Here is a 21,757-nt window from a genome sequence, read left to right as displayed (position 1 = left end):
TTACTGGACCAGCACCGCGCGACCGCAGGTGGCGCCGTGGACCTGCACATCGGCTTGCCCAAGCGCCAGACCGAGCGTGGAGAGAAGCCTCGCCAGCAGCGTGTCTATGGCGGGGGTTACCGCGCCGAGGGCTGAGCCAAGCACGTTGAGCGTTCCCGACGGCAGGCTGAGCAACGGCAGGTTCAGGATGCCTCCGACGCTGACATGCGCGTCGAGCTCGAGCCCCTGAAACAGTGAGGTGACGAGTGAACGGGTGAGCGCCGTCGTGGAAACCTGCCTGATGCGGCTCTCCTCGATGTCGGACGCGGAGAAGGTGAGGGTACGGTAGTCCGTCTCGGCGATCTCGGCGTGAGCCTTGCCGGTAATGCGGATCAGCGGAAGCTTGACAAGATCGGCGCTTTCGTTGACGAGCGGATTGGCGAAGCCTCCAAGCTTCGAGGGATCAACCTCACCGAGATAGAGATCGGCGACACCAGGCCGTGCGTCGACTTCCACCGTCACGCCGTCCGGTCCCGTATCGCAGGCAATGCTCTTGAGTTTCGCTTCCGCAAAGGCGACTTCGAGATAGAGCGGGATTCTAATCCGTGCGCCCAACAGGCTCACGAGGCTGCCCGGCATGCCGACTTCGACGATCACGGAAAGACGCGTCTGTGCCGTGCGAACCAATTCTCCACCAGAGCCGACACGATACCATGGCGCGTGCTGGGGCGGCTCGCCGATGGCGAGAGAAACGGTCGTGGTGAGCAGACCGGGAATGGCCGCGCCGAGATCGAGGGCGACCTGCTTGCCCCTGCCGGCGGCAATGGCGCTTCCCGCGACAAGGTCCAGCACCCCGACGTCAAGACCGATCTGGTCTATGCCGGTCTGGAACACCTGACCGCCAGTGTCGCCTAGGTCGATCAGCTTGGACAATTGCAGATTGGCAGCGTGGTGGCTGCTGGCTTGATTGGCGAGCGTCGCAGCCGCCGATCGAGCGGCGTAGCCCAAACCTTCCGTCTGCGACAGTGCCTCGGCCAACTGGCCCAGCGTGATCTCCGCATCGAGCACGTCGACATAGGTCCCCGCCGTCAGGTCGATCTCCAGTGCCAGAGCGTCGAGAAACGACAGCAGGCGAACGTCTGCGTCGAGCAATGCGTTGTAATCCATGACGGATAGCGAGATGTCGGACCCCAGCAGGCCGCTCAGGAGCGCATTGACGATTCCGCCTTCCAGGGCTGCAAGTCGCGAGCCGACCGAAAAGGCGGCTGCCGTGGTCGTCTCTGCCAGTGCCGACACGGTGATTTGCGGCGGATCGATCAAGGCGCCGCCGAAATAGCGGGTGCCGGTTGTACGGTAGGTCACCTTGACGGCGTTCGATGCGGCACCGGCATTCGGTGTGAATCGCTCCGCGACATCGAGAGCGGCCTGGCCGTCGTAGCGGCCTGGAACCACGACGATCTGGTCTTCCTCGACGCCCACCGGGAATTCCGGGGCGCCGTCTGGACGCGCGCCGCCAACCACGATGTCGCCGACACCGTTGTCGGCCATGGCAACGATCGCGGCCCTCTCCGGATCCTGGAGGTTCCCGGCCGCGGTGATCGCTGCCAGATCCGCAAGTCCTTGAGCACGACGCTTCTCGACATAGAGCGACCCGGTATCCACCGCGATGGCGGCAAGCACGATGGCCACCGGCGTCACGAAGGCGGTGAGCAGGGCGAAGTGACCCGAGCTATCCGACAGGAAGCGGCGCGCGCGGGACAGGAGGGACGGACGTGCGTGCATCAGATTCCTCCGATCCTGATGGTCGAACGCCGCTCGATCGTCTTCGCCGGCATGGCCAGTCGTTCATGGAGCGCCCAGATCGGCAATTCGCTGGCATCATAAGAGACGATGACGTTGAACTGGGTGCGGTCCGCAGGGTCGTCGCCGACAGACACGCTGACATTGTCGACGTCGATGAATAGATAGCCGCCGGCATGGCGTTGAACGAAGCCGGTCGCCAGTTGCTGGCGTTCGAGCGAATCCAGGCCGGCGACCGCGACGCGGGCCGCATCGGCCGCAATCTGCTGGACCGAATGCGCGGTGCCGAAATAGACGCCGTAGGCGGTCATGCCCATGATCAAGAGAAGATAGAGCGGACACAGGAGTGCAAATTCGACCGCCGTCGACCCCGAACTATCGCGGAAAGGCAGGTGGGGACGGAGAGGCGAAATGGTCCTGTTCATGTCGACAGGAAAACACAACCATTTGGATGTGGCGTGAAAGGCAAAAACACTTATAGGTTGTATATTGGCGCATGTGCTCGGGCCAGGGCCGTCTCGAAGCTACGGCACGCGGCTGGGCGTCAGGTCACCCAGTAGCCGTTGTCGATGTTTTGCTGGCTCAGCCCGACATATTCGGGAAGCTGCGTGAAGTTGACGAGCGCGTCGGCGCGGTCGCCGCCGGACCCGAGATAGCCGGTCCAGTATGCAACGCCCGCATCCTCTCCCGGCCTTCCCAATACGTTTACATAGAGCTGCTCGACGAATTCGCCGTTGGACAATGCCGCCCCAAACAGGTCGACGAATTCGGCGCTTCCGATGAACTGGCTTGCGGCGTTTCGCAGCGTTCCACCTTGGTCGAGATAATCGATCCAGAACTGCAGTCCGCCTTCATCCGGCACACGGTCGAAAGCGCCACCATAGAGCCGATAGGCGGCGGGGGCATTGCCGCTGGTGATGTCGAAGACGAGCGTACCGTCGATAAACTCGGCGCGTTCGAAATCGACCAGATCGAACGCACTGCCGGCACCGGTGCCGATGCTGACGTCTTCGGAACTGTACAGCGTCACGGTGTAGGAGGAGCGGTTGCCCGAAAGGATGATCGTGTCGGTGCCGCCCAGACCGTCGTAGCTGCCGGGACCGTCGCTTTGAAGGATGAAGTCGTCTCCCGCAGTACCCTGCGTGCCGCCGCTGCCACCCCCCGTGCCACCGATCAGGTAGTCGTTCTCGGCGATCGACGTCGCGAGCCAGTCGGAATGCCCTGTGATGCTCGCCGCCGCCCCGGACGTGGAAACAACACCGACGACGTATGGGCCCGAGCCGTTGTCGAACCAGATCGGACCGCCGGAGTTGCCCGGATTGATCTCGAGGCCCGAGATATCGATGAAGTGGTCGGTATAGTCGAGCGAGACATACCCGTCATCATTGGTCATGTAGTTGTCGTAGTAGCCGGGGTGTCCCGTGACGTTCGCATAGCCCGATGTGAACGAGTAGCTCAGGCCCATATAGCCGTGGGTGTCGCCGACGGCCTCGCCCAGCGACAGCAGCGCGATATCGAGCTCCGCGCCACCAAGGCTGGTGCCGGAATATCCGTCGCCCGCGTAGAGCAAGCCGTCGCCGTCCGGGTCGAACTCGGTGAAGTACTCGAAATACTCGACAGCGTAGCTCGTGCCAGGAAACGCCGGATTGTAGGCGAGGTAAACGTGAACCTCGTCCGCGAGGCCATAAAGCGGATCGTAAATGACGTGCGAGGCGGTGAGCACGTCGTTGCGACCGACCAGCACGCCAGAGCCGACCGACCATTCCGAGCCGAATCGCGCCTCGATGAAGGCTACGGTCGTGAACGGAAACTGGTCCTCATTGGCGTAATAGCTCATCGGCGCAATCTCCTCTGCCGTGTGCGGTCAGCCGGTATCACGCTGGCGCCGCATCATCTTCGGCATGGTTTGCAAGCGCGGATGATTCTTGTCAAATCAACCTAACTTAACCGTTCCGATATCGCAGATGCAATGATCCTGATGCGCTACGTGACCGTGGATCACGGCGGGGTGTCTGCCGGTGTCGGCTCCGCCGAGCCCATCCCGGTTGCGCCCGCTCCCATGCCGCCACCGCCCGCTCCCATGCCGCCACCTCCGCCGCCGCCCCGGCCTCCGCTTCCCTCGCCCCGGCCGCGCCCGGACGGACTGGAAGGACGCGTCGGGCCTTGAAGGGGAATCTGCAGGTCGGCGGGTATGGGCGCGAGGTCGAGCGCGGTCCGGATGAAGTTTCGCAACGACACGACCAATTCGTCCAGCTTGACGCGCCGGCCTGCGACGAGGTCGCGCGCGGCGCGCTCGGCCAGACGCACCTGTTCTTCCGTCCCCAGGAGAATGATGTCGGAGAGTGCCGCCTCGACCGCATCGCGAATTCGGCGGGCGCGGTCGGAGCCCGACGAGGGGGAGTCCTCGGTCGTGGCGGGATCGCGCCGCTTGATGTCGCGCATATGCGCGGGGTTCACCGTGAGATTGCCGGTGAATGATCCGCCGAGGGTCTTGTACGCCGTTATCAGGGTCTTGAGCCGCTCATTGATCTGACGGTTCATGCGCTCGCGCCGCTGCTGGACGGTGAACATCATGATCAGCCGGATGCCCATGCTGATCAGCGTGATGAGGGCTATGCCCAACAGCGTCAGCACGAGCCCTTGCCAGGTGGAGAAATCGAAACCTCGCAAATCGTGCCTCCGCGGGACGCATCGCCCTTAGGTGCAGACTACAGGCTGCACATCGAATGACAACGCACCTGATGCGTGAGACGGCAACGGGCGAGGTATTGTCTGGCGAGAAAGGAAATGCTGGTCGGAGTGGCAGGATTTGAACCTGCGACCCCCTCGTCCCGAAAACGGGGAACCCAACAGAAACCCATGAAATCCGGGGCGGCCGATGCCGGTTGATCGCGTTCTGTTCCGGTCTATCGGGCTGTATCGGTCCGGTTTCGGTCCGCCGTGCCGTTTCCGTTCTCAATAGGCGTCGGCGGCCGATTTCTGGAAGTCGGGGTCGTTGTGCAGGTAGGTGCGCTCGTATTCCTCGACGGTGAGGCCCAGCGATGCGGCGGCCTGGTGCGACGGCACGTTCTTCTGGGCCAGCCACGTGCCGCGCGTGTGGCGAAGCACATGCGGCGTGACCGCGCCGGGCAGGCCGGCTGCGGCGATCGCGGCGCGGAACGCCTTGTTCTCCTTGACCAGCGGCTTGCCGAAATAATGCACGACGGGGCGGATGCCGACCGCGCCGTCCTTCCAGCCGTCGAGCCTCTTCCAGCGCTTCATGTGGGCAAGAAGCTTACGGGCGATCTTGACCGGCGGCTTGCGCTTGTTGTGGGCCACGCGCTCGCCCTCGGCGCGGCGGAAGATGATTCCGCGATCGATATCGACCCAGCCGCCCTCGGTGTTGCGGATCCACTGTAGGGACTTGATCGCGCCCGGACGCGTGCCGGTGTAGAGCCCGATGAGCACCAGTCGGGCGAGATGGTTGGCCCGGTGGTATCGCCGTCTTTCCCACTTCTGGTAGGCATTTGCGCCGGTCCCGACGTCGACCTTTTGCCAGCCGAGGCATGCCCAAAGCAGGGCGGCGGCTTCCGTGCGCGTCAGGTAGATCTCGCGCGGGGTGCTCTTGTCGGGCAGCGTCAGCGCCGGCACGACGTCGAGCCCGTATTCCTTGTGATAGTAGCGGATGGCGGCGCGCAGGGTTTCCAGGTCGCGCCTTGCGCCGGCCGGCGTCTTGCGATGAGCGGCGAAGTCGCGGCAGGTCCTGCCCTTGATCTCCGACACGGTCATCGTGCCGAAATAATCGTTGAGACGGGCGATCGCTTGCTCGGTCTCTTTCGGCCGCGACGTGGCGTCTGCCTTCTCCTGCAGGTAGACGCCGACGACGTCGCCTATCGTGATTTCAGAGGCACGACCGCCGCGGGGGATTTCGTATTTGCCGGCGATGTATTCCGCGAGCGCTCTTTGCGCTGCTTCAGCATCAGCCTCACCGCATCCTGTGCCGATGCGCCGGGTGCGGTCCTTGATGACCCACATGGCGGTGTCTGGCCGGAGCCAGAGGCGGGGCGGGCTCGGCTTACGAGGCATCTGCTCTTCATCTCCTCGATCGCGCGGCGGGTGACGAAATCCTTTCGGGCGATCTGGATTATGTCAAGGTTTCCTTTCGCGGCCTCGGTGCGCAGCGCCGACGGCGTAAGCCGGCCGCCGAAGAACAGCCGGCACGCCTCGGCCAGAGTGACGGGTTCGTCGTCGCCGATGGGCTGCGTCATTTCTCGGTGCCTTCCAGAACATCTGCGCCGTGGCGGCCCGTCTCCTTCTGCTGGAGAACGGCGGCGAGGGCGGCCTTCGCTGTGTCATGAACGCTGATGGTGCTTGAAACGCCGGCAACGTCGTGGTGCCGGCGAAGATACCATTCGCCGCCTATCCGGCTCACGTACAGCGGGAATGAATGGTAACTTGGCGGAGATACCGTCCAACCATGCGGCGCGACCGGCCATTCCTCCGTCACCGCCTGTACGGCATCCTTGCCGGTGGGTGGGGAAACATCGTCCTTGTGGCCAGAGCCGTCGCAATACGGGCAGGCGAGGGCCGTATCGTTCGGCTCCGTTTCGTGGTCAAGGAAGCCATCGACGCGGCCCGCCTCGACATCGGCTATCAGCTTGCGAATATCGGTCTTCGGTGCGGCTGGCTCTAGGCTGGCGAGAGCGGCGACAAGGTTGTCATCATCACGGGCATCCATGGCGCAGAAGCCTCTCGCGATCGACTTGGCGGCGTAGCGCGACCCAGCGTAGTACCCCTTCGCGTGCTGCTCTTCGCTCGCCGTGCCGGGCTTGGAAGATAGTTGCAGTCGATCCGCTTCGGATTGAACATCTTCGCAGACAGCATAGATGCTTTTGCGGCAGGCGTTCCATCCAGCAACAGCGACCTTACTGACCCTCACCGCGCCATGGGAGGCGCGCGGAACGCCATTCAAGAAATCTCGCAGTGCTTGCAGTTCACCGGGCGGAAAGCGGGTGATCCAATGAACGCTGCCTTCCGGACCGTCTGGTCCTTCGCAGCGATCATCCTCAAGATTGAAATGTTCCTCGTCAATGGCGATGTATCCGCTGCCGTCCTTGCCGACGTGCAAAACGCCTTCGCTGAATACCAGCGCCGATCCGGTGCATCCTTCCGGAACGATGTTGCCGTTGAACTCGCCATCTTCCATGGGCAGGAATTGCGCCACTGGCTCCACCGCTTCACCATCTGAGAGGGCGGAGATGGCGTCGGTGGCGCGCTTCCCGAAATCCAACGAGAGAGCATGCGCAACCGCGACCATGCCGGTATCGTTAGGCGGCTTGGCGGTCATATAGCGGTGCATGGCGTCAGCCTGTTCCGCGTACCAGTTCAGCGCCTCTCGCGCCTGGGTGAGCTTATCCATGGGAGCCTCCGGTGCGGGTGGTCGTTGGTTTATTGCGGAGCGCGCCGTGTCGGACGGCCCCTATTGACGACAGGTATTCCCAGTCGAGGGTTGACCAGTCAAAATCGTCTTTGAACTTGCCGCAATGAAATGAAGCCTCGGAATAGGGGAACCCTGGGCTCGGCAAAAAGGACGCAGACGTGATGCCCATGGATTTCAGAACTTGGCCGCCAGAAACGATCCCAGCAGCCGAGCACTGTCCTGATTTCCCGCCGCCGTCACTGATCCAATGATCGCATCCTGCGCAGCATTGTCCGATCGACCAATAGAGCCGGTCGCGCCACGCTTGGTGCCAGTGCTCGAACTCCGCTCGCTTGAACTCTGTCATCGCCGCGACCGAAGCCTGTCGTCGGCGCTCGATCTCTTCGGGAGAGAAATGGGACCACGCGCGCATTACTCCTGCCCTCCGGTGCTTGAGCGGTTGGCGCGTTCGGTCATCATTTCGCGCGTTTCGAATTGGCCATGACCGCAATCGGGTCGATGGTTTCTGTCCCATCCGCGAAGATTGACATGATCGAACTGGATCTGGATGCGGCAGTCGTCGCAATACCAAGCGAACGAGCCGTGGTTGAACCAATTGGCGGGGGAGGCTTGGCAGCGGGCGCGGTTGCAACTGCCGCCTTCCACGCCCTTGTCTGGCTTGTCCGGGCCGTCATAGTCGCCGTAGGCCATTACTCCTGCCCTCCGGTGCGGGCAAGGCGGCGGCGACGGGCGCGCTTGCCTTCTGGTGTGGTATCGATAACGGGGCTGCCGTCGATCGGCGCCTGCCGGCGGGCTGGGCGCGGCGGTCTTGACGGGCGCGGTGGCGCGTCAACAGCTTCGGCTGCCGCCGCGATCGCGAGCAGCGAGCCGAGGATTGACGAGAAGGATGGCCGCATCAGAACAATCCTTTCCTTGGCAGCGGGTTCGCGCAGGCAGGGCAGGTGTGACCGAAGGGCTCCTCGGCCTTGCCGACGGCGACGCGGGGAGCGGAACCGAAGAGATCCGACGTGTCCTTCTCGTCGCGCTTGGGGCCAGCCTTCAGGAAGATCCAGCCGGCGGACTTGGCGTCGGCGACCATCACCCCGAAGTCTTCGGCGGCATAGGTGTTCGGGTAGCTGGCCGGGCAGGTGTCGCAGGCGACCTCCAGGCGGGTGCCGTGGCGGATGATGCTCATCGTGCCGCCTCCGGCATGCCGTTGTGCTCGACGCCGTCGAGCAGGCGGCCTGCGGCCTTCTTGCCGACGCCGAATGTGAGCGCGCCATCGGGTGTGGCGGCGACGTCGACGCCGCGATCGGCATAGAGGTGCTGCGGCGGCTGGGTCGGCGTGCCGCCATAGTGCAGCTTCATCCGCCCGGGCACCACGGCAGTTCCGCCATGCACCCGGCCGAACCCAGGCAGGACCTGTCCGACTGGAAGATATTCGCCCCACTGCTTGAAGAAGAACGGGACCCCTGATGAGGCACACTGGTCGCGGAGCGATCGTGCCCAGTCCGTATGCATCGGGCGGGCGCCGTCGCCGCTCTCGCCGCCGACGATGACCCAGTCCGGCTTCACGAACTCGATCTTCATGTCGATCGGCCCGAGCATCGGCTCGATGCTCCAGAACTTCACCGCCGCCGGCGTATGATCCAGCCAATACCGGCGCTCGTCATAGCGCTTCTGATCCTCGGCCGAGCATCCGAGCCAGACATTGTGCAGCGGCCAGCTCCACACCTCGGGCGCGCTGCCGCTGAACGTGTACCAATTGGCATAGATGTCTTCGAGCAGATCGGGCCGGCTGACGAAGTCGTGCATGCGCTCGCCGCGTTTGGTGAGCACCTGGAAGGTGTGCTGCGGCGCTGCGGCCATGACGGTGAAGACATCGAGGATCCACTCGTCGGGCACGCTCTCGTGGAACAGGTCGCCATGCGCGCACACGAAGATCATGCGCGGGCGCTTCCAGCGCAGCGGCTGGTCGAGCCAATCAGTATTCAGCCGCACCTTGCCGTTCCATACAGGAGATTTCTTCCTGTCCCTGTCGGGCGTGCCGCCCTCCGCGCCTCTTGCCTTGGGCACGATCGTCAGGCCCTCGCGGCTCGGATGATGCTTGAGGCGGGTGCCTGCAAGCTTCATCGCATAGCAGTTGGTGCAGCCGGGCGAGACGATCGAACAGCCGGTAATCGGGTTCCACGTGGCGTCGGTCCATTCAATGGTGGATGTCTCGGCCATCAGTGTTTCCTCCCCACCGGGGAGGCGGCCTGAAGCGTCTTGCTCTCGGCGATGGTGCGGAGAAGGTCGCGGGCAACCGCTTCCGCATCGTTCGGGATTGCCTCGGCGAACATCTTGCCGTTGCGCCACATGCCGATGTGAACGGCTGCGCAGTGGTCGCACAGAAATACGTTGATCGATTCAGCCATCTTCACTTTCATCACTTCGCCTCCGGCAATGGCGGCAGGCCGAGGATCGAGCGCGCCTGGTCGATCGCTTGCGGCAGGTAGTCGGCCATGGCGGCGAGGATCGCCGCGTGGGCCTCGTCGCTTTCCTTGAAATGGGACATGACGATGCCGCAGACCGCCGTCAGCGCGCCGGCCATGACAGCCTCGCCGACATCGACGTCATCCGCTTCGGCGGCCTTGTATTCCGGGCGCTGGGTGATCAGCACGCCGGCATGGGCCACCTCGCGCTTGGCGAGATTGGCGACCGCGTCGAAGGGCTCGGCGGGGTTGAAGGCGGGGCGGGCGATCATAATCAGCGCCTCATCTCTTGGCGGACTTCGTCAGGGCTGATGCATATCTTGTCGGCCAGCAGCGCCATGAGCTCGGGCTCTTCGCCGTCCTGCGTCAGGATTACCGTTCGCTTTCCAGCGCCGGCCATCCAGCCGAGCTCAAGGTGGGCAGACCGGCCGCACGGCAAGACGAGCAGGCAGGTATCGGCCCATCGCATCGCGGCGAAATCGGCGTTGAAGCCTTGGGCGGCGCGAGGATGGGTGAGCAGCGCGTGGCGATACTCCTCGGCCGTGCACGCCTTCGCATCCAGCCCGATGTCGCTCCACGAGAAGCCGGTCGAATGGGGCGGATTGCGGAAGTCATAGACCTGGTGGCCATCTTGCCGAAGCAGGTCGACCATCCATGGCTGGTGCGGATTGCGCCAGGACGAAGCGAGATAGATCCTTGCCATCGCCTCAGACTCCCGCGCAGGCCAGCGCCGCGTCGTAGGCCTTCATCTGGTCGACGCCGAGCATCAGCGTGACGGCCATGCCGAGGCAGGCGGCGAGGATGATGAGGATCTGCATGCCGACGCTGCTGAAGGCGTTGGCAACGGCGGCGCGGTTGATCTCGGCCTGGAGGCCTTCGCCGTCGAAATGGCCGGCGACGATGTGGCCGCCGGGCCGCGTGGGGGCGGGGAAGCGCGTGTCCATCACGCGACCCTCCGCTGGGACGTGCGGCCGGCGAGCTTCTTCGCGCTCGTCAGGACAGCGTCTGTCAGATCCTCGTCGGGGAAGCGGAGCTCGAGGTCTTCACGATCGCACGAGCCACGGATCGCGGCGATCTCGCGCATGGCTTCCGCCACACGATCCTTGAGGGGCGGCAGGGGTGCGAGGCGCTCTTGGCGCCGGGCTGCATCCTGCTGGCGCAGGATCTTGCCGTAGGTCGGCAGGTCGGGGTCGAGACCAATGAAAGGCTGCATGGGATTCTCCATGGGTTGGATGTCAAAGCTGTGAATTGCGGAGGTGGAAGGCGGCGCGCTTCGGCACGGGCGCGGCGGCGCGCATAGACTTGCGGCACCGGGGCGGGCGGCAACCCGCTCCGGCGCCTGTCACCAGCTCATCGAAAAGGACAAAAGCCATGAGCGGCGATTCGAAACGGAAGAAGACCATCACGCGTCCCCATCTCGCTTCGTTTGAGGCGAGCTTGACGCCGGACGGCTGGCCGTCTCTTCGGCTGGACTACGTGACGGAGGGCGGCGATATCCTGTTCGGCCCGCATCACCAGCTGGCGTTGCGGCTTGATCCGCTGTCGGCAGCGAAACTGGCAGGAGAGCTTCAGAGATTGGCGACCGAGTCGAAGGCGATTCTTGCTGCGCGGCTAGAGGCCGCCAAACGCCGGTAGCGAGCCAGACCTGCGCGTCGGGGCCGAGCGGTGTCGCCCACGGGTATGTTTCGTGGTAGAAGTCGACGAGTTCCCTGTCGGCCTCATCCAGCACATAGCTGTCGATGAACTCGTCGCAGGCCTTGTTGTGTGCCGTTTCCAGCGCGGCGATCACAGCGGCCAGATCGCCGCCCTTGCCGGGCTTTGCTTGCCCGGAAAACGACCAGATGCGCCGGCCATCGCTGGCCTCGACGACAAGCGCGACGCCGAACGTGTCGTCGCCTGCGCCGATATCTATGCCGAGGGAAACCTGCATGACACTCTCCATCGCGGGATTGCGATTGGAGAGTCACGATATCGGGAAATTTCCCGTTGTCAATCGGGAAACGGGAAACGTCCCGGTTTTGGCCAGCTGCCAGGCCACCATGCCGCAACCGCGCTTGGCCGCGCGGTTACAGCCACCAAAGATATCTACGGTGCGTTACTCGGCTGATTGTCCTGGCTCTTGATGGTTTGCCAGTCTGACTTCGGCCAGCGCGCTGCCTCGGAGACATGCGCGGCCTGTGCGTGGCGCGGAACGATCTCGCGCGCGACGAGCGTCTGCCCGCGCCCGACAAGCATCATCACCGCGCCAAGCAGGAACGCCAGGCCGCCGGCGATCATCAGAAACCCCGGCAGCATCAGCGACGGCTGGGTGAACCGCGAGCCGACCTCCCGCAACAAGATCGCATAGCCAACCCCCGACACGCAGGGGCCGCATACGAAAAGCCATGCGCCCCACACGCCGTTCGGCGTGAAGAAGCTTGTACCAGTGATTTCATAGCGGGACATTTCCATCCTCCCCTTAGCCACCCTGATGTCAGTCGTCAGGAAGTGCGAGTGCCGACGCCATCATATCGGAGCGAAGTTTCGCCCGGTGCTGATCCACCATCGACGGGATCAGGAACGCATCGATGATGAACCAGACGAAGCCGACGAGGATGAAATAGCTCAGGATCTGCAGGATCGCGGTGCCGGGCCGGCCGAGATAGAACCGATGCGCGGAAAACAGCCCCAGGAAGAACCAGAGAGCATAGGCGACTGCGGCGCTCTTCTGTTCGTTGGCGACGCGCGCCTCTATCAGCAGCTGGCGATCGGTAGTCAGTCTTGCCAAAGTCATTTCCCCTCAGAAACGAACGTCTTCCGATTCCACCCTCAGTCGGCGCGCGCGCCACGGGGGAACGAGCGAGTCTATGTGTGCGGCCCAGTCTATGCGCTGATCGCGCAGGGTGGGGCCGTTGATGCTCTCAAGGTCATACAGGCCCGGGCGCGACCCTCGCAGCAGCCGCTTCAGCAGAACGGCGCCGTTCTTCAGTCCTACGACGACGATCATGCCGAGCATGTCATCGGTCGGAGCCGGCAGTTGCTCGCTGTAGAAGATCAGCGCTCCATCGGCAAGAAAACCCATGGAGTAGCCTTCGATTTCGACGGCCACGGACTCTTCCGGCGCACCTGGTGGAAGCATGACATACCCCAAACCCTCGTCGGCTTGCGAGTAAAGCACCGCGCCATCTGTGGCCGCACCTGCCCGCCCGACAATCTTTGTCATCTTCACGGCATTAGTGACTGTCGAATGTTCGTCGGTCAAGCCCAGCAGGTACTGTGACGTTGTTTGCAGGGCGGCGGCGAGTTTTTCCATGTTGCTCGCATGCGGCATCACGCCCTTTCGCAGGATATCCCGGATGAAGCTCTCGCCCAGATTGAACCGCTTGGCGAGCGGCGCCGGCTTCTCCTTCAGCTCCGTCAGACGGCGCTGAATGCGCTCCTGCAGGACCGTAATCTGCTCTCTTGGTGTCATCGCGCGAAGATGCAGACCGGGAAAAATCACGTCCATCGGGATGTGTCCCTTGACAGAACGGGAAACTTCCCGATTATGTGCGGCATGAACGCTCACGCTACCCTCTCTTCAGACGATGTCCGCCAGCACCTGCTCGCCAAGGCAAAGACGTATGCCGAGCGGACCGGAGCCAGCTTTTCCCATATCTCCGAGGCTGCCGTGAACGACAGCAAGTTCCTGGCGAACGTGGAGAGGGGATCGAATTTCACGATTCGCACATACCAGCGCGTTCTGGACTGGCTCGACGAGCGGGCCGTTGTGTTCGCCGAAGGCGCGACCTCGACCGAGGCCCGGCCGGCGTCGGCCGCGCCCGCGCAGGGCCTGCGGCCCGTGAGCGAGAGGAGCGCAGCCGAATGAGCGCGCCTCGCATCCTTCCGTCGCGCGCCGCACCCGCTGCGACGGTGTTGCCGGCGCCGGAGGGCGTGTCCTCCGCGCGCGCCTCTGGCGCCGGCCTTTCCCTTTGCGATGTCAGCGGTGTGGGGCCACGTGCCGCCGGCTGCCCCGCGCCGGAGGCTGCCCCGGTGACACGGCGTGCCTTCGGCGCGGGGTATTTCAGCGGCGCGGCATATTTCAACGCCGATGGCGACCTGGTCGACGTGCCGCCGTTCGCGCGCTTGGTGAGCGTCCGCTTTGCTTCCTTTGTAATTTCCCGCGGCGACCTCAGGGCTCTGCCGCCGACCGAAGCTGCCGCTCGTGCGCACGCACGGCAGGAGGCCGCGGAATCCACCCATAACCCCGAGAGCGACGTGCAGGGCGGGGGCGGCAATCCGGCCGTCCCCGCGCAGGGTGCCGATCCGCCATGAGCTGATGTGTTCGCGGGTTTTCATGCCCGCACTTTGAATCAACCGAACCTTTCCCGCCACGGGAAACGACGCCGGGTTTTCCCGGCGCGGGAAAGCTTTTGCGCCTGAGGAGGCCAGACATGGACAGTACCGATCCACGCGAGTTCAACGAGCGCTGGCGCATGCGGCTCTACGCTGCCCAGACCGACCTGATCGACGACTATGGCGGCTGCCGGCGGGTGGTCGAGAAGCTCTCGATCTCAAAGAGCCAGGTGGGCCGCTGGTACGGCGGCGTCGACCGGGATTCCATGCCGACACCGATCGTCATGGCGCTGGAAGGCTATGTCGGCAGGCCGCTCGTCTCGGCGATCATGGTCGAGTTCCTCGACCGCGAGATCACTGGCGGGGCAGGCGCCGGCCAACAGGACCACTGCCTTTCGGCGCTGAACGCCGATCTCGTCGAGGCGGCCGGCAACATGATGGTGGAGACCGTGCGCGCCAAGGCCGACGGCGTGATCACGCCTTCGGAGGCGCAGCAGCTTCGCAAGATGTCGCGGGAAATCTCGCGCATCCAAGCTTCGATCGACGACCGGCTGGCGCGGGCGGAAGCGCGCGACGGCGGCGGCATTAGCCTGGTGAGCGGAGGGCAGGGCTGATGCGCTCCGTTGATCCAGCCAAGCTGAAGCGTCCCGCCGCGGTCAACCCCGGTCCGGCACCGATGCTGCAGTGGCTGCGCATCGAACACCTGGTGATCGACGATAGCTATCAGCGCGACCTGAAGGCGGGAAACTGGAAGGCAATCCAGCGCATCGCCGATGGGTTCAAGTGGTCGCGGTTTTCGCCCGTCTTCGTCGCTCCGGTCGAGGGCGGGCGCTTCGCCATCATCGACGGGCAACACCGCGCGCATGCGGCGGCGATCTGCGGCTTCGCTGAAGTTCCCTGCCAGGTCGTGCAGATGGACCGGGAAGAGCAGGCGGCGTCGTTCGCTGATGTGAACGGCGCCGTGACTAAGGTCACCGTGTGGAACATCTACAAGGCGGCGCTGGCGGCAAGGGAAGATTGGGCGGTCCTGTGCCACGACGCCTGCCGCGACGCCGGCTGCCAGCTGATGGCGCACAACGGCACGACCGACACCAAGCGGGCCGGGCAGATCTACGCGATCGGGCTGGTGCGAGGCTATGTGCGCGCCGGCGCCGGAAAGGTCGTGACGCTGACGCTGAAGGGCATTCGCAAATCAGCCTTCGGCGAAACCGCCGAGGCCTATTCCAACGAGATCCTGAAGCCGCTGTTCGCCGCCGTTGGCGAGCGGCCATGGCTCATCCGGCAGAATGTCGACCTGTCACCGTTCATCGACGACTTCGACGTCTATGCCGTGCTCGACCGGGCCGAAGACTTCGTCAAGGCAAAGCGGCGGCAAGGCTTTGGCGGCATCTCGCGCTTCGACGTGGCGCGCGCCGAGATCGGCGAGGGCCTCGACAAGGCCTTTCCGCAGCGCATCGCCCTGCCCAAGCCAGTGGAGGCAGCGTGATGTCCAGTGATTCATATGATCCATATGCCCCGCGCTCGGCGAGCGAGCGCGTCGGCAAGACGATGCGCCCTGGCGCGGACGCGGAAGCTTCCGGCCCGCAGACCGTTGCGGCGGGGCAGCTGCGCGCGTTCATCGAGCGGATCGAGCGCCTCGAGGAAGAGAAATCCACGATCGCCGACGACATCAAGGAAGTGTTTGCCGAGGCCAAGGGCACCGGCTTCGACACCAAGGCGATGCGAGCGATCATCCGGCTGCGGAAAATGGACCCGGCAGAACGGCAGGAGGCCGAGGCGATGCTCGACCTCTACATGGCCGCGCTGGGGATGGCGTGACCATGAGCCGCCGCGCCGAAATCGCCGCTCGCATTCGCGCCAATGTCGATATCCGCGACCTCGGCTATTCGACGCCGTGCTGGATATGGACGCTCGCCGACAGCGGCAAGGGGCGGGGCGGCGGCTATCCGCGCATGAAGCTGAACAACCGCACTGTCGCGGTGCACATCGTCTCGTTCGTCAACGAGAATGGCTACGTGCCGGGCAACAAGCATATCGATCATTGCTGCCGCAACCGCATGTGCGTCAACCCTGATCATCTTGAGATGGTGACGCCAAGCCGCAACCAGAAACGGCGGTGGCAATCAACACGCGCGCAGCTCGACGCCATGGCGGGCGAGGTGGCGCCGTGAAGTATCAACTTCTGCCGCCGCTTTCCGACGATGAGTTCAAGGCGCTCGAGGCGTCGATCATCGAGCATGGCGTGCTGGTGCCGGTGGAATATGACGAGGATGGCGAGATCCTCGACGGGCACCACCGGGTGGCGATCTGCGAAAGCCTCGGGCTCGTCGACTGGCCGCGCTTCGTGCGCAAAGGGCTGTCGGAGCTGGAAAAGCGCAAGCTGGCGCGCGAGCTGAACGTATCGCGCCGGCACCTGACCACGGCGCAGAAACAGGCGGTGATCGCCGACCAGCTGCGCGACACGCCGTCGATTTCATCGCGCGCGATCGCGGCGATGCTGGGCGTCGACCACAAGACGGTCGCGTCTCTGCGCGGAAAGCTCGAGTCAATTGGGGAAATTCCCCAGTTCGACGAGACCGAGGGCCGGGACGGCAAGGTCCGCCCAGCGCGCAGGACGATCAAGACCGCGTTCATGCCCGAGGCGGAGAACCGTCGCGAGCTGATGCATGTGGCGAAGGGCATCCGCCGCGACATCCAAGAAACCCGCCACCAGGTGCGCCTGGCGCATATGGACATGGTGGCGGAGAAGGGCACCGCGAGCGCGCCTGGAAAGGTCGAGCGGCTCTATTCAATCATCTATGCCGACCCGCCCTGGCGCTTCGCCGTGCGTTCGGAGGTGACCGGCCGCGAAAAGAGCGCCGAGAACCACTATCCGACGATGCCGCCCGAGCAGATCGCCGGGCTTCTGGCGGAGCTCGGCGGCGTCGCCGCGCGCGATGCCGTGTGCTTCCTCTGGGCAACCAACCCGATGCTGCTCGACGGGCTGCGCACGCTGCAGGCGTGGGGCTTTACCTATGTGCACCACTGGATCTGGGACAAGCAGGATGCCGGCACCGGCTATTGGGGCCGCGACCGCCACGAGCTGCTGCTGATCGGCCGACGCGGCGATGCCGTAGCGCCGCTGCCGGGCACGCAACCGGAAACCGTACATGCCGAGCGCAAGGGCGCGCACTCGGCCAAGCCGGACTGGTTCGCCGAGCAGATCGAGCGGCTCTATCCGGGCATCGCCAAGATCGAACTTTTCTGCCGTGCGCCGCGCCCCGGATGGGACGTGTGGGGATTTGAGGCGGGCGAGGTGGCGTCATGACGATGCTGGAGCGCGTGTTCTTCACCTTCGGCGTGCTGACCATCCTCGCTGCGACGCTGATGACGTGTTCGGAAAAGGCCGATGCGTGGCTACCCGAGGGCGAACCGGTGCGGGTGCAGGCATGACGCGCCCCGATTTCTCCCCCGCCATGATGATGCTGTTCCTGCGCGGCCGCGCGGTGAACGCGCTGTTCGATGTGCGGGGGACGGCCAAGCGCGATGCGGCGCTGAGGCGGTTCAACCGCGACTTGCGTAAGCAGGCCGGCATCACCGGCGTGCAGCTCGACATGGCCTGGATGGGACGCCTGCAGAAGGCAGAACCGCGCGCGCGACTTTGGGCTGTGCTCGGCCATCATCCCAGCGACCACGGTTTGGTTCTGACCGACGACGGGAGCGCCGCGCATGGCTGAACTGACCCGGCCCGTCCTTCGCTGGCATGGAGGCAAATGGCGCCTTGCGCCTTGGATCATCAGCCATTTTCCGGCGCACCGCATCTATGTCGAACCGTTCGGCGGCGGCGCAAGCGTGCTTCTGCGAAAGGCGCGCGCCTATGGCGAGGTCTACAACGATCTGGATTCGAACCTGATCAACCTCTTCCGGATCCTGCGCGATCCCAAAGAGGCGGAATGCCTGGCGCGCGCGATCGCGCTGACGCCTTATGCGCGCGACGAGTTCGAGGCTGCGTATGCCGACGCCGATGATCCCGTCGACAAGGCGCGGCGCTTTCTCGTGCGCAGCCACATGGGTTTCGGATCGAACAGTGCCACGCTCGACTCGGCGCGTGGCACCGGCTTTCGGGCGAATTCGAACCGTTCCGGATCGACGCCCGCTCATGACTGGATGCGTCTTCCGCCCGTGATCGCAGCCACGGCGGAGCGGTTTCGTGGTGTCACGATCGAAAACCGCCCGGCCGCCCGGGTGATCGACAGCACCGATTCAGCGCAGACGCTGTTCTATGTCGATCCGCCCTACCTGCACGAGACGCGCAGCCGCGAAAACCCGCATTGCGCCAAGCATCTCTACCGTCACGAACTGGATGGCGCCGACCATGTTGCGCTGCTCGAGCAGCTCGATGCCGTCGCGGGCATGGTGGTGCTCTCGGGCTATCCCTCGCCGATCTATGACGACGCGCTGCCGGCATGGCGCCGCGTCTCGATCAAGGCGTTGGCTGACGGTGCGCGGGAGCGCGAGGAAGTGCTGTGGCTGAACCCGCAGGCATCCGCAGCGCTCGAACGTCGCGGTATGCCGCTGTTTGCGGAGGCCGCCCATGGCTGAGATCGATTGGCAGGGCTTTGCCTCGATTGTCTCGGCGAGACTGCGCCGCGACGGGCTTTCGATCCGCGCAGCGGTGGCGCGATGGCCGGAAACGAACGTGGCCCTGTGGAGCCGTGCGGCGCGGGGCCGGCAGCCGCTCTCGGCGGAAAACTTCCTGCTGCTTTGCCGCATCCTGCGCGTCTCGCCATGGCGATTCTGGAGCGTGCACGCGGGCACGCAGCCAGCCGGTTCGCCGAAGCGCACGACGCTGCGCGCAATCCGAAAACGCATGCAAAAACAGAGTGTTTCAGTGTGCGCCAAACGTGAAACCTTGGAGCCGAGAGCATGAGAACCGGTGAGTGGATGCAGACATTCTCGGGCGGACAGTTCTGGCCGCTCGATCCTCGCGCCGACGAGGTGAACATCGTCGACATCGCCAGCGCTCTGTCGATGCAGTGTCGTTATGCCGGCCATGTGCTGCAGTTCTACAGCGTGGCGGAGCACAGCGTGCACCTGGCCAACTACATGAGGGACCCGGACGAAAAGCGCTGGGCGCTGCTGCACGATGCCAGCGAGGCCTATCTCGTCGACGTGCCGCGCCCGGTGAAGCCGTATCTGGAGGGCTACAAGGCGGCAGAGACGCGGGTGATGGAGGCGGTGTGCCTGCGCTACGGGCTTTCGCCGCAGATGCCGCGCGCCGTGCACGAGGCGGACAATCGCATCATCGCCGACGAGCGCTGCAATCTCGCCGCCTGCGTTGCGCCATGGGACTATCATGAAGAGCCGCTCGGCGTCGGCCTCGACTTCATGCCGCCCTGGATGGCAAAGCGCGCGTTCCTCGATCTCTTCTACGCGCTGTTTCCGCACGAGCGCTGACGATGTCGATCTTCAACCCCGACTTCGAACTGCGCATGAAGGCGCGCCAGCAGGCCGATGCCGTGCTTGTCGACGCGCGGCCGCGGCAGCCAGCACCGAAGCCGCTGCACGTGGCCTTTCGCGGGCCAACGGCCGATGCGCTGCGCCGCGTCGCGGACGCCCGACAGGAATCGCCACAGGCGCTTGCCGCCGCCATCGTCGAGCGGGCGCTGCGCAACGGCACGGCGGAAGAGGGGCTTGGCGAGGCGCGGGCCGAGCAGCTCGCCGGCGGGCAGGGCAGGCGCCCCTTTGGCGAGGCCTGCGACCTGACGCTGAAGCAATGCGCGGTGATCTATCTCGTCGGGTCGCATGGCGGCGCCAAGGGCTGGTGCGGCTGGTCGGCTGCCGCCCTGGCGCGGCTGATGCCGGACACTGTCGACGGCGGCAACGTGGTCGACGTGCTTGCCGCGTTGGCGCGCCGTGGACTGGTCGAGCGTGCCCGGCAGGCCGGCCGGGCGCCGCGCCCGTGCCGACTGACCGAACTTGGCTTTGCCGTCTATGCCCAGCTCGCCGGGGAGTTCGACGATGGATAGGGCGGCAGAGGCGAAGCGCCTCAACAGCATCCGGCGGCGCGTGGACGGGCTCGCGGGCATGCAGTGGCTGCTGAGCGCGGATGGCAACGGCATGCAGATGGATGCACGCGGCGGCGACGGCTCGCTGGTGACCTTCCTGCGCTTCACCGGCAAGGCCTCGCCGGAAGAAGTCGACACGGTGAGCAATGCGCTCGACGACGCGCGCTTCCTGCTCGGGCTGCTGGATCGGGCAATGCGGGCGCTTCGGCCTGCGCAGCCGCCTCGTGAGACTGCCCAGGCGAGCAAGGATCACACGACCGAAGCGGCAATGCTGTGCTCGGACCCGGCGTTCAAGCGCTTCCTGATGGAGCGGCACGGGCTGGAAAGCCCGGCAACCGACGAGCGCACGGCGCAGCGCCAGCGCAGCCTGCTGGGTGTGACCAGCCGCAAAGAGATCAACCAGAGCGACGTGGCGCGCGAGCGGTGGCTCGCCCTGCGCGGCGAGTTTCATGCATGGAAGAGGGGCGGATGATGCACCGATCTGGGGCCGCGACTGGTGAGCACGCTGGGGCGAGCGCTTATCGTATCAACGGACCGGCGCTGATCTCGTTTTCAGGCGGGCGGACTTCGGCGTTTATGCTCCATGAAATTATCCGTGCGCACGACGGGCAGTTGCCGGCCGATGTCATTGTTGCCTTCGCAAATACCGGGAAGGAAAGAGAAGAAACGCTTCGCTTCGTGCATGAGTGTGCGTCTCGCTGGGACGTGAAGGTGCATTGGCTGGAATGGCGACGCAGCGACATCGGCTTTGATGAAGTCGGCTTTAACAGTGCATCGCGGAATGGTGAGCCGTTCAAGGCTCTCATCGACTGGAAGCAACGCCTTCCCAACTCGTTTGAGCGCTGGTGTACCGAGTTCCTTAAGGTTCGGACCCTGTTCGCGTTCGCTCGATCCATTGGCTTTCAGGATGGCCAGTATGCCGAGGTAATCGGCCTGCGCGCCGACGAAGGCAGCCGGATACTCAAGGCGTTTGAAAACGCCAACTTTGTGACAAAGAAGGGTATCCAGGTTCCACGGGTACCGCCCCGCAAAGTCGCCTTTCCGCTGGCGAAGGCGAACATTGCGAAGGCCGACGTGATGGGCTTTTGGCTGGGTATACCCGCGCGATTTCCATCCGACGATTTGCCTCAAGGGTTCGATCTCGGGCTGGCTGATCACGAGGGGAACTGCGACCTCTGCTTCCTAAAGGGCAAGGGCATCCGCAAGCGCATCATCCGAGATCGGCCTGGTGTGGCTACGTGGTGGAACGCGCGAGAAGTCGAGAAGAACGGCTGGTTCGACAAACGGGACCGCGTCGCCGAGCTCATCAACCAGGTTGTTGCCAACCCCAGCTTTTTCGATGAGTTCGACGAGGAAGAATACGACGTCGAATGCGGACTGCATTGCGCTCTGGAGGCGGCGGAATGATGTCAGCGCTTCCTCTTGCGCCACGACGGCGATCTGAATTCCGGCGAGGCCATCGACTTCGGGCGCGGTGCAGCCAGCACGCCTGCCTCCTCGGCCGCGTCCGCGAAGGCCAGGCGCGCGCGGCGGGCCTCGGCAATGCCCTCCAGCACCTCGAGGCACGCCTTACGCGCCGCCAGGTGCTTTGCGCCCGGCTTCGTGGGCCATTCGGTGAGCAGCAGCTCGGCGGCCTGCGTGGCCGACGTGACGTTGATCGCGACGTTGCCGCGCGGATCGAGGAACACGCGCACCGGCTGATCGAACCAGTCATTTTCCATGGTGGTTACTCGCAAAACTCGGAC

The 21,757-nt window shown here is 64.5% G+C and carries 37 protein-coding genes; 17 read left to right on the top strand and 20 right to left on the bottom strand.

Annotated elements, in window-relative coordinates:
* From AAFN84_RS07205 to AAFN84_RS07130, 16 genes are all read right to left on the bottom strand, one after another.
* Nucleotides 1-1,761 (bottom strand): pilus assembly protein TadG-related protein, encoded by a 1,761-nt coding sequence (locus tag AAFN84_RS07205; protein ID WP_347513881.1) that lies wholly within the window; start codon nt 1,759-1,761, stop codon nt 1-3.
* On the bottom strand, nt 1,761-2,204 hold the full coding sequence (locus AAFN84_RS07200; protein WP_347513880.1) for a TadE/TadG family type IV pilus assembly protein: 444 nt from the start codon (nt 2,202-2,204) through the stop codon (nt 1,761-1,763). Before AAFN84_RS07200 ends, AAFN84_RS07205 begins: the two co-directional genes overlap by 1 nt.
* 119 nt (nt 2,205-2,323) lie before the next feature.
* On the bottom strand, nt 2,324-3,616 hold the full coding sequence (locus tag AAFN84_RS07195) for a DUF4214 domain-containing protein (RefSeq protein ID WP_347513879.1): 1,293 nt from the start codon (nt 3,614-3,616) through the stop codon (nt 2,324-2,326).
* 161 nt (nt 3,617-3,777) lie between these two features.
* Nucleotides 3,778-4,449, bottom strand: coding sequence for a hypothetical protein (locus AAFN84_RS07190; protein WP_347513878.1), 672 nt, complete (start codon nt 4,447-4,449; stop codon nt 3,778-3,780).
* A gap of 285 nt (nt 4,450-4,734) precedes the next feature.
* Complete coding sequence (locus AAFN84_RS07185; RefSeq protein WP_347513877.1) at nt 4,735-5,844, bottom strand: tyrosine-type recombinase/integrase; 1,110 nt, start codon at nt 5,842-5,844, stop codon at nt 4,735-4,737.
* Between the two features lie 178 nt (nt 5,845-6,022).
* The gene (locus tag AAFN84_RS07180; protein ID WP_347513876.1) at nt 6,023-7,177 is read right to left on the bottom strand and encodes a hypothetical protein; all 1,155 of its coding nucleotides are present in this window, start codon (nt 7,175-7,177) and stop codon (nt 6,023-6,025) included.
* Nucleotides 7,170-7,610: a hypothetical protein gene (locus AAFN84_RS07175; RefSeq protein WP_347513875.1), complete on the bottom strand. Its 441-nt coding sequence runs from the start codon at nt 7,608-7,610 to the stop codon at nt 7,170-7,172. Before AAFN84_RS07175 ends, AAFN84_RS07180 begins: the two co-directional genes overlap by 8 nt.
* The gene (locus AAFN84_RS07170) at nt 7,610-7,888 is read right to left on the bottom strand and encodes a hypothetical protein (protein ID WP_347513874.1); all 279 of its coding nucleotides are present in this window, start codon (nt 7,886-7,888) and stop codon (nt 7,610-7,612) included. Before AAFN84_RS07170 ends, AAFN84_RS07175 begins: the two co-directional genes overlap by 1 nt.
* Complete coding sequence (locus AAFN84_RS07165; RefSeq protein ID WP_347513873.1) at nt 7,888-8,094, bottom strand: hypothetical protein; 207 nt, start codon at nt 8,092-8,094, stop codon at nt 7,888-7,890. The genes AAFN84_RS07170 and AAFN84_RS07165 overlap by 1 nt, the downstream gene beginning before the upstream one ends.
* Nucleotides 8,094-8,372 carry a hypothetical protein gene (locus AAFN84_RS07160; protein ID WP_347513872.1) on the bottom strand — a complete coding sequence of 93 codons (279 nt, stop codon included), beginning with the start codon at nt 8,370-8,372 and terminating at the stop codon, nt 8,094-8,096. The genes AAFN84_RS07165 and AAFN84_RS07160 overlap by 1 nt, the downstream gene beginning before the upstream one ends.
* Nucleotides 8,369-9,406, bottom strand: coding sequence for a phage Gp37/Gp68 family protein (locus AAFN84_RS07155; protein WP_347513871.1), 1,038 nt, complete (start codon nt 9,404-9,406; stop codon nt 8,369-8,371). The genes AAFN84_RS07160 and AAFN84_RS07155 overlap by 4 nt, the downstream gene beginning before the upstream one ends.
* On the bottom strand, nt 9,406-9,606 hold the full coding sequence (locus AAFN84_RS07150) for a hypothetical protein (protein ID WP_347513870.1): 201 nt from the start codon (nt 9,604-9,606) through the stop codon (nt 9,406-9,408). Before AAFN84_RS07150 ends, AAFN84_RS07155 begins: the two co-directional genes overlap by 1 nt.
* Nucleotides 9,606-9,923 (bottom strand): hypothetical protein, encoded by a 318-nt coding sequence (locus AAFN84_RS07145; RefSeq protein ID WP_347513869.1) that lies wholly within the window; start codon nt 9,921-9,923, stop codon nt 9,606-9,608. Before AAFN84_RS07145 ends, AAFN84_RS07150 begins: the two co-directional genes overlap by 1 nt.
* Before the next feature lie 2 nt (nt 9,924-9,925).
* Nucleotides 9,926-10,354, bottom strand: a complete 429-nt coding sequence (locus AAFN84_RS07140) for a hypothetical protein (RefSeq protein WP_347513868.1) — start codon at nt 10,352-10,354, stop codon at nt 9,926-9,928.
* Between the two features lie 4 nt (nt 10,355-10,358).
* The gene (locus tag AAFN84_RS07135) at nt 10,359-10,595 is read right to left on the bottom strand and encodes a hypothetical protein (RefSeq protein WP_347513867.1); all 237 of its coding nucleotides are present in this window, start codon (nt 10,593-10,595) and stop codon (nt 10,359-10,361) included.
* A complete protein-coding gene (locus tag AAFN84_RS07130) occupies nt 10,595-10,864 on the bottom strand; it encodes a hypothetical protein (RefSeq protein ID WP_347513866.1) in 270 nt (89 codons plus the stop codon). The genes AAFN84_RS07135 and AAFN84_RS07130 overlap by 1 nt, the downstream gene beginning before the upstream one ends.
* A 158-nt stretch (nt 10,865-11,022) precedes the next feature.
* Here AAFN84_RS07130 and AAFN84_RS07125 point away from each other — a divergent pair, with 158 nt between their 5' ends.
* Both AAFN84_RS07125 and AAFN84_RS07120 read left to right on the top strand, forming a co-directional pair.
* The gene (locus AAFN84_RS07125; RefSeq protein ID WP_347513865.1) at nt 11,023-11,286 is read left to right on the top strand and encodes a hypothetical protein; all 264 of its coding nucleotides are present in this window, start codon (nt 11,023-11,025) and stop codon (nt 11,284-11,286) included.
* Nucleotides 11,287-11,338: 52 nt separating this feature from the next.
* A complete protein-coding gene (locus AAFN84_RS07120; RefSeq protein WP_347513864.1) occupies nt 11,339-11,758 on the top strand; it encodes a hypothetical protein in 420 nt (139 codons plus the stop codon).
* Here the strand turns inward: AAFN84_RS07120 and AAFN84_RS07115 are convergent.
* From AAFN84_RS07115 to AAFN84_RS07105, 3 genes are read right to left on the bottom strand one after another with little or no spacing between them, the layout of a single operon-like run.
* The gene (locus AAFN84_RS07115; protein ID WP_347513863.1) at nt 11,737-12,096 is read right to left on the bottom strand and encodes a hypothetical protein; all 360 of its coding nucleotides are present in this window, start codon (nt 12,094-12,096) and stop codon (nt 11,737-11,739) included. The two genes, AAFN84_RS07120 and AAFN84_RS07115, sit on opposite strands and share 22 nt — an antisense overlap.
* 28 nt (nt 12,097-12,124) lie before the next feature.
* The gene (locus tag AAFN84_RS07110; RefSeq protein ID WP_347513862.1) at nt 12,125-12,418 is read right to left on the bottom strand and encodes a TM2 domain-containing protein; all 294 of its coding nucleotides are present in this window, start codon (nt 12,416-12,418) and stop codon (nt 12,125-12,127) included.
* Nucleotides 12,419-12,430: 12 nt separating this feature from the next.
* Entirely contained in the window at nt 12,431-13,138 is a 708-nt protein-coding gene (locus AAFN84_RS07105; protein WP_347513861.1) for a hypothetical protein, read from the bottom strand.
* Between the two features lie 39 nt (nt 13,139-13,177).
* Between AAFN84_RS07105 and AAFN84_RS07100 the strand changes: the two genes are divergently transcribed.
* The 15 genes from AAFN84_RS07100 to AAFN84_RS07030 all read left to right on the top strand — a co-directional run bounded on the left by AAFN84_RS07100 (nt 13,178) and on the right by AAFN84_RS07030 (nt 21,419).
* A complete protein-coding gene (locus AAFN84_RS07100; RefSeq protein ID WP_347513860.1) occupies nt 13,178-13,498 on the top strand; it encodes a hypothetical protein in 321 nt (106 codons plus the stop codon).
* Nucleotides 13,495-13,944 carry a hypothetical protein gene (locus AAFN84_RS07095; protein ID WP_347513859.1) on the top strand — a complete coding sequence of 150 codons (450 nt, stop codon included), beginning with the start codon at nt 13,495-13,497 and terminating at the stop codon, nt 13,942-13,944. The genes AAFN84_RS07100 and AAFN84_RS07095 overlap by 4 nt, the downstream gene beginning before the upstream one ends.
* A 119-nt stretch (nt 13,945-14,063) precedes the next feature.
* On the top strand, nt 14,064-14,579 hold the full coding sequence (locus tag AAFN84_RS07090; protein ID WP_347513858.1) for a hypothetical protein: 516 nt from the start codon (nt 14,064-14,066) through the stop codon (nt 14,577-14,579).
* A complete protein-coding gene (locus AAFN84_RS07085) occupies nt 14,579-15,451 on the top strand; it encodes a ParB N-terminal domain-containing protein (RefSeq protein ID WP_347513857.1) in 873 nt (290 codons plus the stop codon). Before AAFN84_RS07090 ends, AAFN84_RS07085 begins: the two co-directional genes overlap by 1 nt.
* A 62-nt stretch (nt 15,452-15,513) precedes the next feature.
* A complete protein-coding gene (locus AAFN84_RS07080) occupies nt 15,514-15,783 on the top strand; it encodes a DUF2312 domain-containing protein (RefSeq protein ID WP_347515073.1) in 270 nt (89 codons plus the stop codon).
* 2 nt (nt 15,784-15,785) lie between these two features.
* Nucleotides 15,786-16,136: an HNH endonuclease signature motif containing protein gene (locus AAFN84_RS07075; protein ID WP_347513856.1), complete on the top strand. Its 351-nt coding sequence runs from the start codon at nt 15,786-15,788 to the stop codon at nt 16,134-16,136.
* Nucleotides 16,133-17,272 (top strand): MT-A70 family methyltransferase, encoded by a 1,140-nt coding sequence (locus tag AAFN84_RS07070; protein ID WP_347513855.1) that lies wholly within the window; start codon nt 16,133-16,135, stop codon nt 17,270-17,272. The genes AAFN84_RS07075 and AAFN84_RS07070 overlap by 4 nt, the downstream gene beginning before the upstream one ends.
* The gene (locus AAFN84_RS07065; RefSeq protein WP_347513854.1) at nt 17,269-17,397 is read left to right on the top strand and encodes a hypothetical protein; all 129 of its coding nucleotides are present in this window, start codon (nt 17,269-17,271) and stop codon (nt 17,395-17,397) included. The genes AAFN84_RS07070 and AAFN84_RS07065 overlap by 4 nt, the downstream gene beginning before the upstream one ends.
* Entirely contained in the window at nt 17,394-17,681 is a 288-nt protein-coding gene (locus tag AAFN84_RS07060) for a hypothetical protein (protein WP_347513853.1), read from the top strand. Before AAFN84_RS07065 ends, AAFN84_RS07060 begins: the two co-directional genes overlap by 4 nt.
* A complete protein-coding gene (locus AAFN84_RS07055; RefSeq protein WP_347513852.1) occupies nt 17,674-18,546 on the top strand; it encodes a DNA adenine methylase in 873 nt (290 codons plus the stop codon). The genes AAFN84_RS07060 and AAFN84_RS07055 overlap by 8 nt, the downstream gene beginning before the upstream one ends.
* Nucleotides 18,539-18,874, top strand: a complete 336-nt coding sequence (locus AAFN84_RS07050) for a hypothetical protein (protein WP_347513851.1) — start codon at nt 18,539-18,541, stop codon at nt 18,872-18,874. The genes AAFN84_RS07055 and AAFN84_RS07050 overlap by 8 nt, the downstream gene beginning before the upstream one ends.
* Nucleotides 18,871-19,401 carry a hypothetical protein gene (locus tag AAFN84_RS07045; protein ID WP_347513850.1) on the top strand — a complete coding sequence of 177 codons (531 nt, stop codon included), beginning with the start codon at nt 18,871-18,873 and terminating at the stop codon, nt 19,399-19,401. The genes AAFN84_RS07050 and AAFN84_RS07045 overlap by 4 nt, the downstream gene beginning before the upstream one ends.
* Nucleotides 19,402-19,403: 2 nt before the next feature.
* Nucleotides 19,404-19,973, top strand: coding sequence for a hypothetical protein (locus tag AAFN84_RS07040; protein WP_347513849.1), 570 nt, complete (start codon nt 19,404-19,406; stop codon nt 19,971-19,973).
* Complete coding sequence (locus tag AAFN84_RS07035) at nt 19,966-20,484, top strand: hypothetical protein (protein WP_347513848.1); 519 nt, start codon at nt 19,966-19,968, stop codon at nt 20,482-20,484. The genes AAFN84_RS07040 and AAFN84_RS07035 overlap by 8 nt, the downstream gene beginning before the upstream one ends.
* Complete coding sequence (locus AAFN84_RS07030) at nt 20,466-21,419, top strand: phosphoadenosine phosphosulfate reductase family protein (RefSeq protein WP_347513847.1); 954 nt, start codon at nt 20,466-20,468, stop codon at nt 21,417-21,419. The genes AAFN84_RS07035 and AAFN84_RS07030 overlap by 19 nt, the downstream gene beginning before the upstream one ends.
* Nucleotides 21,420-21,421: 2 nt before the next feature.
* Here AAFN84_RS07030 and AAFN84_RS07025 read toward each other — a convergent pair whose 3' ends face one another.
* On the bottom strand, nt 21,422-21,733 hold the full coding sequence (locus AAFN84_RS07025) for a DUF982 domain-containing protein (protein ID WP_347513846.1): 312 nt from the start codon (nt 21,731-21,733) through the stop codon (nt 21,422-21,424).
* Between the last annotated feature and the right edge of the window lie 24 nt (nt 21,734-21,757).

The sequence above is a fragment of the Mesorhizobium sp. CAU 1741 genome, from assembly GCF_039839275.1.
In the GTDB taxonomy this organism is placed as follows: Bacteria; Pseudomonadota; Alphaproteobacteria; order Rhizobiales; family Rhizobiaceae; genus Aerobium.
The sequence above is the reverse complement of the archived record's forward strand: the minus strand, read 5'-3'. Positions and strand labels throughout refer to the sequence as shown.

Coding starts and splice junctions, on each gene's coding strand:
- AAFN84_RS07175 (WP_347513875.1), bottom strand. CDS start 7,610: ATGCGCGCGTGGTCCCATTTCTCTCCCGAAGAGATCGAGCGCCGACGA.
- AAFN84_RS07130 (WP_347513866.1), bottom strand. CDS start 10,864: ATGCAGCCTTTCATTGGTCTCGACCCCGACCTGCCGACCTACGGCAAG.
- AAFN84_RS07145 (WP_347513869.1), bottom strand. CDS start 9,923: ATGATCGCCCGCCCCGCCTTCAACCCCGCCGAGCCCTTCGACGCGGTC.
- AAFN84_RS07150 (WP_347513870.1), bottom strand. CDS start 9,606: ATGAAAGTGAAGATGGCTGAATCGATCAACGTATTTCTGTGCGACCAC.
- AAFN84_RS07030 (WP_347513847.1), top strand. CDS start 20,466: ATGGAAGAGGGGCGGATGATGCACCGATCTGGGGCCGCGACTGGTGAG.
- AAFN84_RS07045 (WP_347513850.1), top strand. CDS start 18,871: ATGAGAACCGGTGAGTGGATGCAGACATTCTCGGGCGGACAGTTCTGG.
- AAFN84_RS07035 (WP_347513848.1), top strand. CDS start 19,966: ATGGATAGGGCGGCAGAGGCGAAGCGCCTCAACAGCATCCGGCGGCGC.
- AAFN84_RS07185 (WP_347513877.1), bottom strand. CDS start 5,844: ATGCCTCGTAAGCCGAGCCCGCCCCGCCTCTGGCTCCGGCCAGACACC.
- AAFN84_RS07200 (WP_347513880.1), bottom strand. CDS start 2,204: ATGAACAGGACCATTTCGCCTCTCCGTCCCCACCTGCCTTTCCGCGAT.
- AAFN84_RS07050 (WP_347513851.1), top strand. CDS start 18,539: ATGGCTGAGATCGATTGGCAGGGCTTTGCCTCGATTGTCTCGGCGAGA.
- AAFN84_RS07135 (WP_347513867.1), bottom strand. CDS start 10,595: ATGGACACGCGCTTCCCCGCCCCCACGCGGCCCGGCGGCCACATCGTC.
- AAFN84_RS07140 (WP_347513868.1), bottom strand. CDS start 10,354: ATGGCAAGGATCTATCTCGCTTCGTCCTGGCGCAATCCGCACCAGCCA.
- AAFN84_RS07025 (WP_347513846.1), bottom strand. CDS start 21,733: ATGGAAAATGACTGGTTCGATCAGCCGGTGCGCGTGTTCCTCGATCCG.
- AAFN84_RS07055 (WP_347513852.1), top strand. CDS start 17,674: ATGGCTGAACTGACCCGGCCCGTCCTTCGCTGGCATGGAGGCAAATGG.
- AAFN84_RS07165 (WP_347513873.1), bottom strand. CDS start 8,094: ATGCGGCCATCCTTCTCGTCAATCCTCGGCTCGCTGCTCGCGATCGCG.
- AAFN84_RS07065 (WP_347513854.1), top strand. CDS start 17,269: ATGACGATGCTGGAGCGCGTGTTCTTCACCTTCGGCGTGCTGACCATC.
- AAFN84_RS07155 (WP_347513871.1), bottom strand. CDS start 9,406: ATGGCCGAGACATCCACCATTGAATGGACCGACGCCACGTGGAACCCG.
- AAFN84_RS07180 (WP_347513876.1), bottom strand. CDS start 7,177: ATGGATAAGCTCACCCAGGCGCGAGAGGCGCTGAACTGGTACGCGGAA.
- AAFN84_RS07085 (WP_347513857.1), top strand. CDS start 14,579: ATGCGCTCCGTTGATCCAGCCAAGCTGAAGCGTCCCGCCGCGGTCAAC.
- AAFN84_RS07105 (WP_347513861.1), bottom strand. CDS start 13,138: ATGGACGTGATTTTTCCCGGTCTGCATCTTCGCGCGATGACACCAAGA.
- AAFN84_RS07060 (WP_347513853.1), top strand. CDS start 17,394: ATGACGCGCCCCGATTTCTCCCCCGCCATGATGATGCTGTTCCTGCGC.
- AAFN84_RS07075 (WP_347513856.1), top strand. CDS start 15,786: ATGAGCCGCCGCGCCGAAATCGCCGCTCGCATTCGCGCCAATGTCGAT.
- AAFN84_RS07170 (WP_347513874.1), bottom strand. CDS start 7,888: ATGGCCTACGGCGACTATGACGGCCCGGACAAGCCAGACAAGGGCGTG.
- AAFN84_RS07040 (WP_347513849.1), top strand. CDS start 19,404: ATGTCGATCTTCAACCCCGACTTCGAACTGCGCATGAAGGCGCGCCAG.
- AAFN84_RS07095 (WP_347513859.1), top strand. CDS start 13,495: ATGAGCGCGCCTCGCATCCTTCCGTCGCGCGCCGCACCCGCTGCGACG.
- AAFN84_RS07195 (WP_347513879.1), bottom strand. CDS start 3,616: ATGAGCTATTACGCCAATGAGGACCAGTTTCCGTTCACGACCGTAGCC.
- AAFN84_RS07160 (WP_347513872.1), bottom strand. CDS start 8,372: ATGAGCATCATCCGCCACGGCACCCGCCTGGAGGTCGCCTGCGACACC.
- AAFN84_RS07100 (WP_347513860.1), top strand. CDS start 13,178: ATGTGCGGCATGAACGCTCACGCTACCCTCTCTTCAGACGATGTCCGC.
- AAFN84_RS07080 (WP_347515073.1), top strand. CDS start 15,514: ATGCGCCCTGGCGCGGACGCGGAAGCTTCCGGCCCGCAGACCGTTGCG.
- AAFN84_RS07090 (WP_347513858.1), top strand. CDS start 14,064: ATGGACAGTACCGATCCACGCGAGTTCAACGAGCGCTGGCGCATGCGG.
- AAFN84_RS07205 (WP_347513881.1), bottom strand. CDS start 1,761: ATGCACGCACGTCCGTCCCTCCTGTCCCGCGCGCGCCGCTTCCTGTCG.
- AAFN84_RS07125 (WP_347513865.1), top strand. CDS start 11,023: ATGAGCGGCGATTCGAAACGGAAGAAGACCATCACGCGTCCCCATCTC.
- AAFN84_RS07115 (WP_347513863.1), bottom strand. CDS start 12,096: ATGTCCCGCTATGAAATCACTGGTACAAGCTTCTTCACGCCGAACGGC.